General features: G+C 55.8%; 13 protein-coding genes. 5 read left to right on the plus strand and 8 right to left on the minus strand.

All coding sequences use genetic code 11. The features are described from left to right. Nucleotides 1-45: 45 nt before the first annotated feature. Nucleotides 46-1149 carry a cobalamin-independent methionine synthase II family protein gene (locus ACDO57_RS05885; RefSeq protein ID WP_048991140.1) on the minus strand — a complete coding sequence of 368 codons (1104 nt, stop codon included), beginning with the start codon at nucleotides 1147-1149 and terminating at the stop codon, nucleotides 46-48. 156 nt (nucleotides 1150-1305) lie between these two features. Next, the gene (locus tag ACDO57_RS05890; RefSeq protein WP_370883661.1) at nucleotides 1306-1719 is read right to left on the minus strand and encodes a rhodanese-like domain-containing protein; all 414 of its coding nucleotides are present in this window, start codon (nucleotides 1717-1719) and stop codon (nucleotides 1306-1308) included. Between the two features lie 73 nt (nucleotides 1720-1792). On the opposite strand from ACDO57_RS05890, the gene ftrA reads away from it, so the two are divergent. Next, entirely contained in the window at nucleotides 1793-2800 is a 1008-nt protein-coding gene (ftrA, locus tag ACDO57_RS05895) for a transcriptional regulator FtrA (RefSeq protein ID WP_048991137.1), read from the plus strand. 33 nt (nucleotides 2801-2833) lie between these two features. Beyond that, entirely contained in the window at nucleotides 2834-3370 is a 537-nt protein-coding gene (locus tag ACDO57_RS05900) for a dihydrofolate reductase family protein (protein ID WP_139210870.1), read from the plus strand. Nucleotides 3371-3531: 161 nt separating this feature from the next. Here the strand turns inward: ACDO57_RS05900 and ACDO57_RS05905 are convergent, their stop codons facing one another. Then, nucleotides 3532-3894 (minus strand): hypothetical protein, encoded by a 363-nt coding sequence (locus ACDO57_RS05905; protein WP_024908434.1) that lies wholly within the window; start codon nucleotides 3892-3894, stop codon nucleotides 3532-3534. Nucleotides 3895-4138: 244 nt separating this feature from the next. On the opposite strand from ACDO57_RS05905, the gene ACDO57_RS05910 reads away from it, so the two are divergent. Then, nucleotides 4139-4369, plus strand: coding sequence for a DUF2554 family protein (locus ACDO57_RS05910; RefSeq protein ID WP_024908433.1), 231 nt, complete (start codon nucleotides 4139-4141; stop codon nucleotides 4367-4369). Here the strand turns inward: ACDO57_RS05910 and ACDO57_RS05915 are convergent, their stop codons facing one another. Together ACDO57_RS05915 and ACDO57_RS05920 are read right to left on the minus strand one after the other, a co-directional pair. Then, the gene (locus ACDO57_RS05915; protein ID WP_370883662.1) at nucleotides 4370-6334 is read right to left on the minus strand and encodes a U32 family peptidase; all 1965 of its coding nucleotides are present in this window, start codon (nucleotides 6332-6334) and stop codon (nucleotides 4370-4372) included. Nucleotides 6335-6414: 80 nt separating this feature from the next. Next, nucleotides 6415-6942, minus strand: coding sequence for a helix-turn-helix domain-containing protein (locus ACDO57_RS05920; protein ID WP_370883663.1), 528 nt, complete (start codon nucleotides 6940-6942; stop codon nucleotides 6415-6417). A gap of 71 nt (nucleotides 6943-7013) precedes the next feature. Between ACDO57_RS05920 and ACDO57_RS05925 the strand changes: the two genes are divergently transcribed. Further along, a complete protein-coding gene (locus tag ACDO57_RS05925; RefSeq protein WP_370884113.1) occupies nucleotides 7014-8201 on the plus strand; it encodes a benzoate/H(+) symporter BenE family transporter in 1188 nt (395 codons plus the stop codon). Here ACDO57_RS05925 and ACDO57_RS05930 read toward each other — a convergent pair. Further along, nucleotides 8181-9053, minus strand: a complete 873-nt coding sequence (locus ACDO57_RS05930) for a helix-turn-helix transcriptional regulator (RefSeq protein WP_157189167.1) — start codon at nucleotides 9051-9053, stop codon at nucleotides 8181-8183. The genes ACDO57_RS05925 and ACDO57_RS05930 overlap by 21 nt on opposite strands. Before the next feature lie 173 nt (nucleotides 9054-9226). On the opposite strand from ACDO57_RS05930, the gene ACDO57_RS05935 reads away from it, so the two are divergent. Continuing rightward, complete coding sequence (locus ACDO57_RS05935; protein ID WP_032647160.1) at nucleotides 9227-10123, plus strand: DMT family transporter; 897 nt, start codon at nucleotides 9227-9229, stop codon at nucleotides 10121-10123. A gap of 34 nt (nucleotides 10124-10157) precedes the next feature. Here ACDO57_RS05935 and ACDO57_RS05940 read toward each other — a convergent pair whose 3' ends face one another. Together ACDO57_RS05940 and ACDO57_RS05945 are read right to left on the minus strand one after the other, a co-directional pair. Further along, complete coding sequence (locus ACDO57_RS05940; protein WP_370883664.1) at nucleotides 10158-10832, minus strand: DUF3313 domain-containing protein; 675 nt, start codon at nucleotides 10830-10832, stop codon at nucleotides 10158-10160. Nucleotides 10833-10967: 135 nt separating this feature from the next. Further along, the gene (locus tag ACDO57_RS05945; RefSeq protein WP_370884114.1) at nucleotides 10968-12563 is read right to left on the minus strand and encodes an ABC transporter substrate-binding protein; all 1596 of its coding nucleotides are present in this window, start codon (nucleotides 12561-12563) and stop codon (nucleotides 10968-10970) included. Nucleotides 12564-12629 lie beyond the last annotated feature (66 nt).

Raw genomic sequence — 12629 nt, forward strand, 5'->3', positions numbered from 1 at the left:
GGCACAGCGCTGCACTTTTATAATGCAGCGCTGAGGAGGACGATTTTACCAGACTTCGCTGGCGATCTGCGTGACCAGACGGACTTTGTCCCACTGCTGGGTTTCGCTCAGGCTGTTGCCCTCTTCGGTTGAGGCAAAGCCGCACTGCGGGCTGAGGCAGATCTGCTCTTTTGCCACGTATCTCGCCGCCTCTTCCAGACGGGCTTTAATCCCCTCCGGGTTTTCCAGCTCGCCGTTTTTCGTGGTAATCAGACCCAGCACCACCTGCTGCTTGCCCGGTCGAACAAAGCGCAATGGCGCGAAATCCCCGCTGCGGTCGTTATCATATTCAAGGAAGAACGCGTCAACGTTGACCGTCCCGAACAGCACTTCCGCTACCGGCTCGTAGCCGCCCTCGGAAATCCAGGTGGAGCGGAAATTGCCGCGACAAACGTGCAGCCCGATGGTCAGATCGTCCGGCTTGCCTTCCAGCGCCTTGTTCAGAACGCGGGCATAGATGCGCGCCAGCTCATCGGCATCATCGCCTCGCTCGCGGATCTGACGGCGCTGATCGTCCGAACAGAGATAGGCCCAGACGGTGTCATCCAGCTGCAGATAACGGCAGCCCGCGTCATAGAAAGCGCGGATGGCATCACGCCAGGTGGTGGCCAAATCGTCGAAATAGACGTTCAGGTCCGGATACACTGTCGCATCAATGTCTTTGCGACCGCCGCGGAAATGGAGCACGCTCGGGCTGGGAATGGTCATTTTCGGCTGGGCGTTCCCGCTGATGCTTTTCAGATAGCGAAAATCTTCGAGCATTGGATGGTCACCGAAGCCCAGCTTGCCGGTGACGCGCACGCCGTGGGCTTTGGTTTGCACCCCGTTAAACTGGATGCCCTGCTGCGAATCGTAACGTTCAACGCCCTGCAGTCCGTCGAAGAAGTCGAAGTGCCACCAGGCACGACGAAACTCGCCGTCGGTGACCACGTGCAGGCCGCACGCACACTGCTGCTCAACGACGTGGCGAATGGCCTCATCCTCTACCGCGCGAAGCTGTCCGGCATCGATTTCGCCGCTGGCGAACTTCAGGCGCGCCTGTTTGATGGCATCCGGGCGTAAAAAACTGCCGACTACATCGGCGCGGTACGGGGCGTGGTGTCGTTGCATGGAAATCTCCTCAGTCTGCCGACGGTAATTGCCAGCAGTGATAATTCATTATTTGAAGCTTCAGACTTCTGGATGTCTAAATGTCCAAAAACAATGTCATACCTCACCGGCGTCGGCAAACGAGAAAATTTCACGGGCATTGAAAAAAATTCATCTTCACAGCGCGGCGGAGGTTTCGCTGCTGGCAAAGGCGAACTTTTCATCTTCCCAGCCGGCGATCCCCCCGAGCATGATTTTGACCGGCAGCCCGAGGCGCGCCAGCTTGAGCGCGGCTCTGTCCGCGCCGTTACAGTGCGGCCCTGCGCAGTAGACAACGAACAGCGTGCCTTCAGGCCATTGAGCCATGCGCTCAGCGGTAATCTGGCTCCGCGGCAGATGCAATGCGCCAGGTACGTGACGACGGGCAAACTGCTCCGGGCTCCCCACCACATGCAGCAAAACAAAGTCCTGCTCATTATTGGCGATGGCATGATGCACATCGGCACAGTCGGTTTCGACGCTCAGGCGACGCAGAAAATGGGTAACAGCTTCCTGCGGCTCGGCAGCCGGAAATTCAGTAACATAGCTCATGATCCTTCCTCATCTTTGGCGTTTGTGTTAACACTACTCTATCCACAAATTCAGCCCGTGAATGCGCTCGCTTATGCCAGAAAACAGCAAAAAGATGACAAACTTAAGACAACTTGCCCGCCCGAAGGTGGTCGTGCTGGCGTATGACGGTCTGTGTACCTTTGAGTTTGGGGTGGCGGTGGAAATATTCGGCCTGCCTCGCCCCGAGCTGGGCGACGAATGGTATCGTTTTGCCGTGGCGGGCGTGGACAGCGGTGAACTTCGGGCGACGGGCGGGATCCGCATCATTACCGATGGCGATATCTCTCTGCTTGAGTCCGCCGATCTGATTGTGGTTCCGGGCTGGCGGGGGCTGGACTCACCGGTTCCGGATGCGCTCTGCGGCGCATTGCGTCAGGCCAGTGCGCGCGGGTGTCAGCTACTCTCCATCTGCTCGGGTGTGTTTGTCCTGGCCGCTACGGGGCTGTTGAATGGACGTAAAGCCACGACGCACTGGCGCTACATTGATACGCTAAAAGCCCGTTACCCTGACATCGACGTGGTTGAGGATGTGCTCTACCAGGATGAGGGCGATATACTGACCTCCGCGGGCAGCGCGGCGGGGATCGATCTCTGCCTGCACGTTGTGCGTCGGGATTATGGCATGGAAACCGCCAACAGCGTGGCGCGTCGGCTGGTCATTCCCCCTCACAGGGATGGATCTCAGCCGCAGCAGCTGAGCCGCCCGGTGGCGCAGCTGCGGGAGAGTCAACGTCTCGGCCAGCTGTTTGATTTTCTGCACACGCATCTTATCGAAGCGCATAGCGTCGACTCGCTGGCGCGTCGGGTCGGAATGAGCCAGCGCACCTTTCTTCGCCGCTTCGAGGCGGCAACGGGAATGACGCCCGCACGCTGGTTGATCAATGAGCGCCTGCTGCGAGCGAAAGATTATCTGGAAAGCAGCCGGTTAAGCATCGACAGCATCGCGGAACAGACCGGATTTGGTCAGGCGTCGACATTACGTCATCATTTTCGCCAGCAGTTCGCGCTCTCCCCGGCTCAGTATCGCAAACAATTTTCACGTACTGGTACCGCCCGCTGAGGCGTTAGTTTTATGGTTAATACGGAGCACCTGATGGTCACCACACACGTTTTTATCGCAACCAGTCTTGATGGCTACATCGCCCGACACAATGACGATATCGAGTGGCTGCTGCAGCGCGATGACCCGACTGAGGATCATGGCTATGCGGCGTTCATCGCGGATAAAGAGTGGATCGTGATGGGCCGGGGGAGCTATGAGAAGGTGCTGACTTTTGACACATGGCCGTATGATCGGCCCGTGCTGGTGCTTTCCCGACAGCTGGCCGACACGCCCGTACCCGACGCGCTGAGGGGCAAAGTACAGTTTTCCAGCCGCACGCCAAAGGAGGTGCTTGACGATCTGGCGATGCAGAACGTCCATCGCGTCTATCTCGATGGTGGACAGGTGATCCAGTCGTTCCTGCGCGAAGGACTGGTAGCGGATATGGTGATCACGACCGTTCCTGTTCTGCTCGGATCGGGAAAATCGCTGTTCGGCGCCCTGCCCGGAGATATCGATTTGACGCTGGTATCAAGCCGCAGCTTCCCTTCTGGCCTGGTGCAGTCACATTATCGACTGAAGCCATAAAACCAGGGTAAACACTGAGCAAAAAAAACCGCCAAAAATGGCGGTAAATGCTTGCATGGATAGATTTGTATTTTGGTCTCTACGTCCCGACACTCCATGGCCGGGCTGCGGATCCCATACAACCTAACACCCGTTGTCTTAACGAAGGTTAAACAGTCTTATTAACCTGCATGGGTATTGATCTGCAAATAACGCATAAGCCCCTGTTCAGCGCTCTGTTTTGCGTCATCGTTAATGGCTTCAAGATAAAAGGAGCGTGCGACACCATAAGGTGCTTTTTCAGAGGGATACACCGCGAACTGGAATGTTTTTCCTCTTGCCTGATGAGTGCAATCTAATTCCCAACGCTGATCGTTCACTTTTTTGCTGGTGCAGGCAACGCCACCATAGTCGCTGGTTAAATAGGAACCCACGCGAATTTCTGCAGATTGAATATATTCTGGTTCGTCATTACCTGCATAACGAACCCCTGCAACGGCTACAACAGCCGCCGCCAGAAGCGCAAGCGCTACTATTTTTTTCATTTATAAATGACCTGTTCCTTAGCCCAAGATAACTATTATATAAGATTAATCCTTAATGCAAACATCCAATTGTGGTCCAGAAATGGAGCTTTACAAAGATTAGGATGACTTTTAGGAAATATCCTAACCACTATTCCGAACCCACATTATTTGACATTTTCTTTTCGCTAATTTTAATTTTTAAATAATAACACCAGGAAATAATCGACATGATTATCCGGCATTGTTTTTCAGCGGGGAATCCATGATTAAAAAAGGGTTATCTTTCATAATGCTTATTTGTGCGCTGTTTTCAGGCCAGCTTATGGCCGGGCACAAAGGACATGAATATTTATGGGTAAAGAACGTGGCGCATCAGCTTCGTCATGAAGCCGACAGCGATGAGTTGCGAAGCGCTGCGGAAGAGTCGGCGGAGGGTTTGCGCGAACACCACCTGTGGCAGAAGTCGCGCAAACCGGACACGCACGTCAGGTAATTAACTGCCCTTGCGTTTTGGCAGGGTTTTCATCAGGTCGTCCGGACTGACGGATGCCACAATACTGCCGGGCTGCGGCATTTTGAAGATGTGGTTTTTCATCTTGCCAATCACATGCATTTCGCAAGGACGGCAGTCGAACTTAAGGGTCAGAACTTCGTCACCGTTTACCAGCTGCATTGGGGTGGCCTTCCAGCTCTTAATGTTACCTTTAGCCTGCTTAGGACACAGGTTAAACGCAAAGCGGAGGCAGTGCTTGGTGATCATCACCGGCACATCGCCCTTCTCTTCATGCGCTTCATAGGCCGCGTCGATCAGCTGCACGCCGTGGCGATGATAGAATTCACGTGCTTTATGGTTGTAAACGTTGGCGAGGAAGGACAAATGGGTGTCCGGGTATACTGGCGCAGGGACGGCTTCGGCTTTACGGCTACCGCGCGGATACTGAGCCAGGCGCGCGGCATCCAGCATCTCTGCCGTTTCGCGGCGGAACTGGTTCAGCAGGCTGTTCGGCACGAACAGCGCGTCCGGCAGATTCACGTCGATAGCGCGCGCGTAGTAAATCGTCTGGCCCAGCTTCGCCACGCCATCCTTCAGGCTGCTAAGCGCTTTTTCCGCGTTGTTTGCCACCTCGAAAAGACCATCGAGCGTGTGCGTCACGCTGATACCGTCTTCACAGGTCATGGTCAGGATCAGCTGCTCTTCCCAGCCGCCCAGCTCAATATCCACGGCGATACGGCGTTCGCTGGAGGTTTTCAGCAGCGCCTGCTGCCAGTTATGATCGAGGTTACGGTTAAGCGCCGCGTTCGGTCGCGCCTTGTAGAGATCGGCCGGCATTTCATTCGGCCATACGCGGTAGCGGTTCTCGCCGGTTTTCTCGACCGTATTCGCACGGAAGCCCACGACTTCGCGCTTAATCATCACGTTAAGGCCATCGCCGTTCGCCAGCGGCTCCGTCACTGCAACATCAAGGTGATCTTTCGCCACTTTCAGCACTTCGCCGACCGGTAAACCGATAAACTTCGGTGAGTCAAACGCGCCGATATCCCCTTTACGGGCATTCACGAAATAGTCCGTGCTGCCGCGGTGGAACGTTTTGTCCGTCGACGGAATAAAGAAATGCTCGGTGCGGCCGGCCGACGCGCGCGCCAGGTCGCCGCGATCCTCAATAATGGCGTCCAGCATCTGGCGATAGTGCGCGGTGATGTTCTTCACGTAGCTCATATCTTTATAGCGCCCTTCAATCTTGAAGGAACGCACGCCCGCGTCGATCAGCGCGCCCAGGTTGGCAGTCTGATCGTTATCCTTCATGGAGAGCAGGTGTTTTTCGAACGCCACTACGCGGCCCTGATCGTCTTTCAGGGTATACGGCAGACGGCAGGCCTGAGAGCAGTCGCCGCGGTTGGCGCTGCGGCCCGTCTGGGCGTGGGAAATATTGCACTGACCGGAATAGGCCACGCACAGCGCGCCGTGGATAAAGAACTCGATCGTCGCGTCTGTCGCCTGATGAATATCGCGGATCTGATTCAGGTTCAGCTCGCGCGCGAGGACGATCTGCGAAAAGCCGACGTCGGAGAGAAATTTCGCCTTCTCGACCGTACGGATATCACACTGGGTACTGGCATGCAGTTCAATGGGCGGAATATCCAGCTCAAGCACGCCCATATCCTGAACAATCAGGGCATCCACGCCGGTCTGGTAGAGATCGGTAATCAGACGTTGCGCAGGCTCCAGCTCATCATCATGAAGAATGGTGTTCAGGGTCACGAACACTTTCGCCCCGAAACGGTGGGCGAACGGCACCAGTTCAGCAATATCGCTCAGGCTGTTGCTGGCGTTATGTCGGGCACCGAAGCCAGGGCCGCCAATGTAGACGGCGTCAGCGCCATGAAGGATCGCTTCACGGGCTATGGCGGCGTCGCGGGCCGGGCTTAAAAGTTCAAGATGATGGGATTGCAGGCGCATACTTCGTCGTTATCCGTTATGGTCAAAATGGCGGCTATTGTAGTCAGAAGTATGCGTCAGCGAAACAGTTTTGCGTAGCCTCAGCGGGGATAATGAACCAGGGAGTGAAAATGCACCGTCCGGTCGCTGCTGTTGCGGTAGGCGTGCGGTTTATCGCCGGCAAAACGGACGCCCGAATCGGCAGAAATCGTCTGCCACTTGCCGTCAAGCTTCATCTCCAGCTCGCCGCTGACCACCACCACATGTTCAATCACTCCGGCCTCATGCGGCGTGGATTCACTCAGCGCGCCGGGTGCCAGGGTAATGGAGAAATAATCAAACCTGAGCGTCTCGTCCCACGGAAAGAGCGGCTTGACGACCATCGCCTGCTGCTGGGGGTCAAATACCGCCTGCTGGTCCGCCTCCGGCGTGATGAAGGCGGAAAACGGCACGTTCAGTCCCGTGGCAATTTTCCACAGCGTCGACACCGTCGGGCTGGATTCATTGCGCTCGATTTGCCCAAGCATGGCCTTTGACACGCCGGTCTCGTCTGCGAGCTTCGACAAACTCCAGCCGCGCGCCTGGCGCAGCGTTTTCAATGTGGTTGCAAGATGTCGTGTGATGTCCATGTTCCCTCCTGGTGACGACCAGCATACCACTTGTACGCTATAGCGCACAGTGCTACCTTATCCCGGACGCTATAACGCACAACGGAGTTTTCATGCGCCCTTCCTCTCACCTTGTTCCAGTCGCACTGGCTGGATTTGTCGCCGTGCTGGTCGGTTACGCCAGCTCGGCCGCCATCATCTGGCAGGCTGCCGCAGCGGCAGGCGCAAGCGCACAGCAGATTGCGGGCTGGATGACCGCGCTGGGAATTGGGATGGGCGTCAGCACGCTGGCGCTTTCCTGGTGGTACAAGGCGCCGGTCCTGACCGCCTGGTCGACGCCCGGCGCGGCGCTGCTCGCCACCAGCCTGCACGGCGTCACGCTGGCGGAAACCATCGGCGTGTTCATCTTTGCGAACGCGCTTATTTTGCTCTGCGGCATTACCGGGCTCTTCGCCCGTCTGATGAAGCTGATCCCCCATTCGCTTGCTGCCGCCATGCTGGCGGGGGTATTGCTGCAGTTTGGCCTGCACGCGTTTGCGCATCTCGAAGGGCACTTTCTGCTGTGCGGCAGCATGATTGCGGCGTGGCTGGTCGCAAAAGCGCTGGCGCCGCGCTATGCCATCGTCGTTACGCTGCTGGTCGGCGGTATTGTGGCCTGGGCGGGAGGTGACGTTGTCACCGATAGGCTCACGCTTTCTCTGGTGATGCCTGAGTTTATTGCGCCCGCCTTCACCTTCACAAGCCTGGTGAGTATTGGCGTGCCCTTCTTCCTGGTGACCATGGCCTCGCAAAATGCGCCGGGTTTCGCCACGATGAAGGCCTCCGGTTATCCGCTGGCGGTCTCACCGCTCATCATCGTCACGGGTGGACTGGCGCTGCTGTTTTCTCCGTTTGGCGTCTTTTCTATCTGCATTGCGGCCATTACTGCCGCTATTTGTCAAAGCCCGGATGCGCACCCGGATGCCGATAAACGCTGGCTGGCGGCCATCGCTGCCGGAGGGTTTTATCTGCTGGCGGGGATTTTCGGCGGCTCCATTACCGGGCTGATGGCCGCGCTGCCGCTTAGCTGGATCCAGACGCTCGCCGGTCTGGCGCTGCTGGGCACCATCAGCGGGAGTTTATATCAGGCATTAAGCCACGAAGCGGAGCGCGATGCGGCCATCGTTACATTCCTGATGACCGCGAGCGGCGTCACGATCCTGGGCATCGGTTCGGCATTCTGGGGGCTGGTCTTGGGCGGGGTGTGCTACGCCCTGTTTTCACGCGCTCGCCGCGCGTAGCTGCGAAGGCGTCATGCCCGTTGCGCTGCGAAAGCGGTTGCTGAAGTGGCTGGCGGAGTTAAACCCGCAGGCAAGTGCGATCTCCGTCAGCGGCGTCGCCGTGTGCTGGACGAGGGATTTCGCTTTGTCCATTCGCCTCTGCATCACGTACTGATGCGGCGCCAACCCCGTCGACTGGCGGAACATGCGTGCAAAATGGTATTCGCTGAGGGCAGCCTGCGCCGCCAGTTCGGCCAGCGTCAGGGGCTGCCCGAGATTCTCTTCGATAAAGGCGAGGACGTTGCGCAGCACAAACGGCGACAACCCTCCCGTGACAACCGGCAGCTTCCACTGCACGTTAGCGTAGTTTTGCAGCAGATGGGTCAGGAGCAGCGTAGAGGCCGTGCTCAGAGTGAGCTGGTTGGCGTGCTGCTGCCAGTCGCAGCCCAGTAAAAACTGGCGATACAGCGTGGTAATCTTCGGATCGCTACCAAAAATGCGCTCGTCCAGGGTCAGCGATAGCGGGCGCTTGTCCCAGATTTTTTCCCCAACGTCGCGCAGGTGTTCATCGGTGCAGTAGAGATGCACAAACGACAGGTCATCACGGATATCCCACGTCGATTCGCTCTCTTTGGGCATCAAACAGAAACGGTCCGGACCCCCGCCGTTCTTCCAGCCGCCCGGCGTTTTTTGATAGCTTTCGTAGCCGTCAGCTACGTACAGGCTGAGGGTATGATGGTTGCTTTTTACCGTTATCGTATCGTGCTTGTTGTACCACGCTGCCAGCTGAATACCCGAATTCAGCGAGACGGTTTCCCGCAGGACCGCATTCTGTTGGCAAAGCGTTTCAAAGGTATCGTAAGCGTGAGACATAACCGTTAGCGCGTGATTGACCGGAATCTCAGTCTAAGAAGAGTTGTCTCTCGTTGCCAGTCCCCTCGGAAGAAAAAAGCGCAAGATTTTGCAAGTCACCCGCAAGCCGGTGAAAGCCCGTTACGCATCTCAGCGCCATACTGCGTGCTTTCGGGGTTTGAGAAGAGAAAAATATGAACGCATTACTCTATGGACTGGTGGTGGTCATCTGGGGAACCACCTGGATTGCCATTTTCCTGCAGCAGGGTCCCGTGGCGGCACCCGTCTCTATTTTCTGGCGTTTCGCCGTCGCCAGCCTCACGATGATGATGGTGTTAATCGCCCTGCGCCGCCTGCGCACGCTGGCGCTGCGGGATCACCTATATTGCATACTCCAGGGATGCTGCGTTTTCTGCTTTAACTTCTGGTGTTTTTACACCGCAGCCTCGCATATCAACACCGGGCTGGAATCGGTGATCTTCTCTATGGCCGTGCTCTATAACGCCATTAACAGTTTTATTTTCTTCGGGCAGCGCCCGCCCGCGCGTTTCTGGACGGCGGCGGCACTGGGGCTGGTTGGGATCATCACCCTCTTCTGGGACGATCTGCTGGCCAGCGGCTGGAGCGCGTCACTCCTGACCGGGATTGGGCTTTCCGCACTCGGTACCTACGGCTTCTCGCTGGGCAATATGATCAGCATGCGCCATCAGCGCAGAGGACTGGAAACCATGACCACCAACGCCTGGGCGATGCTCTATGGCACGCTGGTGATGGGCTGCATTGCCCTGTTCAGAGGCGATAGCTTTGTGCCGGAATGGACGGTGAGCTATCTCGGTGCGCTGGTGTATCTGGCTCTGTTTGGCTCGGTGATTGCTTTTGGTGCCTACTTCACGCTGGTGGGACGCATTGGTCCAGGCAAAGCGGCCTATAGCACGCTGCTCTTCCCGCTGGTGGCGCTCTCCATCTCCACGGTGTATGAAGGGTACGTCTGGCATATCAACGGTATCGTGGGGTTAGTGCTGATTCTGGGAGGAAATATGGTGATGTTTACCAAACCGGAAACCTGGTTCAGGCGCTTACGGATGGCATAAATAAAAAGGCCTGCGTTACGCAGGCCGTTTTATTTTATTTTGCGGTCTTTTTCACATCAAACATGGTGGCGTCCGTCGCCATGTCATCAACAACCTGCTTCAACGTCGCAAAGGTCATTGGTGTGTTTTCGTTATTCAGCTCTTTACCTTCGCCTTTACGAACCACTTTAATGACCGGCTTGCCGGTTTTCGCATCAATTAACTCACCTTCAAAGTACAGGTGGGTATCCATTGTACGGTGACCCGTCGCCATTTGCGTACCCGCTACAACCAGCGCAACAGGCACCACTTCATAGAATTGCAGACCTTCTTTCTTCGAGCTTACCCCGGTAATCGCACCGCGGAAGATCAGGCTGCGCGGCCCTGGCGTAGTGACGATAGGTTTACGCTGGCCAACCGCGGTTTTCATTTTGTTATTGGTATAACTCAGCAACTCATCCAGCGTTTTTTGACCAATCTGCGTAGTTGGTTTTGGAACGGGATAATACGTAATCGGATTCCAGACGATACTGTCATAATTGGCTTCGTTATATGACGGGTCAACCCAACGCAATGTTGGTTTGCCCGTTGCTGACGTGGTTTCCTTCAAGCCAGAATAGTTTTTTAAATAGCCTGAGTATTGTTCCGGGGCGGCGACTTTTGAAGAACAGCCCGCTAACGCCAACAGACCAGTAAGCACTGCAACTTTAAAAAAAGTTTGAGTACGCATGATAGTTTTCCATGTTATCTGCAAGTATGCATTTGAAGTTATAGCAAAAGACTGGCGGGTTTGTTGTGACAAAAAATGATGCGGTGAGCACAAATTGCAAAAAGACTGCCCGAAGGCGCACCGGGCAGTGAAAAATTACTGATTTATATCCAGTTGCCAGAACAGATGTTTGCCAAACGGGTCGATTTCATAGCCCGTCACCTCCTTGCGCACCGGTTCGAAAATGGTTGAATGCGCAATCATCACCGCGGGCATCTGGTCATGCATAATCTGCTGAGCCTCTTTATACAGCGCCACGCGTTTATCGCGATCGGTCGTTGATTTTGCTTCCGCAATAATTTTATCAAAGGGCTTATAGCACCATTTCGCCGAATTTGAGCCGCCGTTTGCCGAGGTACAGGTAAACAGCGGACCAAAGAAGTTATCGGGATCGCCCGTTGCGGTCGTCCAGCCCATCAGCGCGGCCTGATGTTCTCCGCCCTTCACGCGCTTAAGGTATTCACCCCATTCGTAGGTGACGATTTTGGTCTGTACGCCAATTTTCGCCCAGTCCGCCTGAATCATCTCCGCCATGCGTTTCGCATTCGGATTGTACGGACGCTGCACCGGCATCGCCCACAGGTCGACGCTCACGCCACTGGCAAAACCGGCCTCTTTCAGCAGCGCTTTCGCCTTTTCAGGATCGTAGTCGTAATCCTTAAGCTCGCTGTCGGCGCTCCAGACGCCCGGCGGCAGCAGATTCTTCGCCACGGTTCCGGTACCGTGGAATACCGCATCAATAATCGCCGGTTTGTTGATGGCCATCGCCAGCGCCTGACGGACCTTCACGTTATCCAGCGGCGGCTTCTGCGTGTTGAACGCCAGGAAGCCGGTATTCAGCCCCGCCTTACTCATCAGATTAATGTCTTTGTTGGCCTTCATGCGCGGCAGATCGGCCGGATTCGGGAACGGCATCACCTGACATTCGTTCTTCTCAATTTTGGCAAAACGCACGGAGGCATCCGGGGTGATGCTGAACACCAGCCTGTCCAGCTTCGATTTCCCCTGCCAGTAGTCGGCAAACGCCGTGTACAGGATCCGGGAATCCTTCTGATACTGCGCCAGCTTAAACGGCCCGGTGCCGATGGGCTCCATATCCACCTTCTCCGGCGTGCCCGCTTTCAGCATCGCGTCGGCATACTCCGCTGAAAGGATTGAGGCAAAATACCAGGCCAGATCGGCGACAAACGGCGCTTCCGGGTGCGCCAGGGTAAAACGCACGGTATGGTCATCGACTTTATCAATGCTGGTTATCAGGCTGCCAAACTCCAGGCTTTCGAAGTTGGAGTAGCTGCCGTTAGAGACGTTGTGGTAGGGATGGTTCACGTCTTTCTGCCGCATAAACGAGAAAATCACGTCGTCGGCGTTAAAGTCGCGGGTCGGCGTAAAGGATTTATTGCTCTGGAACTTAACGCCTTTACGCAGATGGAAGGTATAAACCTTGCCGTCGTCGCTCACCTCCCAGCGCTCTGCCAGGCTCGGCACCAGCTCCGTGGTACCGGGTTTGAAATCGACCAGCCGGTTATAGACCGGCACGGCGCTGGCGTCCACGCTGGTTCCCGAGGTGTATAATTGAGGATTAAAGTTTTCCGGCGATCCTTCGGAGCAATACACCAGCGTTTTCGCGGCGACGGCGGAACTGACCGTGAGTGCAGCGAGTGCCAGCGCTATAGTTGTGAGTTTGCTTTTCATCATTTATTCCTGTCTTTTTAATTCGACGGCTAATTAATTCTTTTGCCATTTCATAAATAACATTAA

The sequence above is a fragment of the Enterobacter cloacae complex sp. 2015409 genome (assembly GCF_041365315.1).
GTDB classification, from domain to species: domain Bacteria; phylum Pseudomonadota; class Gammaproteobacteria; order Enterobacterales; family Enterobacteriaceae; genus Enterobacter; species Enterobacter pseudoroggenkampii.

Bases quoted from the DNA above. Each gene is read 5' to 3' on its own strand.
- ACDO57_RS05885 (WP_048991140.1), bottom strand. From the start codon at position 1,149: ATGCAACGACACCACGCCCCGTACCGCGCCGATGTAGTCGGCAGTTTT.
- ACDO57_RS05890 (WP_370883661.1), bottom strand. From the start codon at position 1,719: ATGAGCTATGTTACTGAATTTCCGGCTGCCGAGCCGCAGGAAGCTGTT.
- ftrA (WP_048991137.1), top strand. From the start codon at position 1,793: ATGCCAGAAAACAGCAAAAAGATGACAAACTTAAGACAACTTGCCCGC.
- ACDO57_RS05900 (WP_139210870.1), top strand. From the start codon at position 2,834: ATGGTCACCACACACGTTTTTATCGCAACCAGTCTTGATGGCTACATC.
- ACDO57_RS05905 (WP_024908434.1), bottom strand. From the start codon at position 3,894: ATGAAAAAAATAGTAGCGCTTGCGCTTCTGGCGGCGGCTGTTGTAGCC.
- ACDO57_RS05910 (WP_024908433.1), top strand. From the start codon at position 4,139: ATGATTAAAAAAGGGTTATCTTTCATAATGCTTATTTGTGCGCTGTTT.
- ACDO57_RS05915 (WP_370883662.1), bottom strand. From the start codon at position 6,334: ATGCGCCTGCAATCCCATCATCTTGAACTTTTAAGCCCGGCCCGCGAC.
- ACDO57_RS05920 (WP_370883663.1), bottom strand. From the start codon at position 6,942: ATGGACATCACACGACATCTTGCAACCACATTGAAAACGCTGCGCCAG.
- ACDO57_RS05930 (WP_157189167.1), bottom strand. From the start codon at position 9,053: ATGTCTCACGCTTACGATACCTTTGAAACGCTTTGCCAACAGAATGCG.
- ACDO57_RS05935 (WP_032647160.1), top strand. From the start codon at position 9,227: ATGAACGCATTACTCTATGGACTGGTGGTGGTCATCTGGGGAACCACC.
- ACDO57_RS05940 (WP_370883664.1), bottom strand. From the start codon at position 10,832: ATGCGTACTCAAACTTTTTTTAAAGTTGCAGTGCTTACTGGTCTGTTG.
- ACDO57_RS05945 (WP_370884114.1), bottom strand. From the start codon at position 12,563: ATGAAAAGCAAACTCACAACTATAGCGCTGGCACTCGCTGCACTCACG.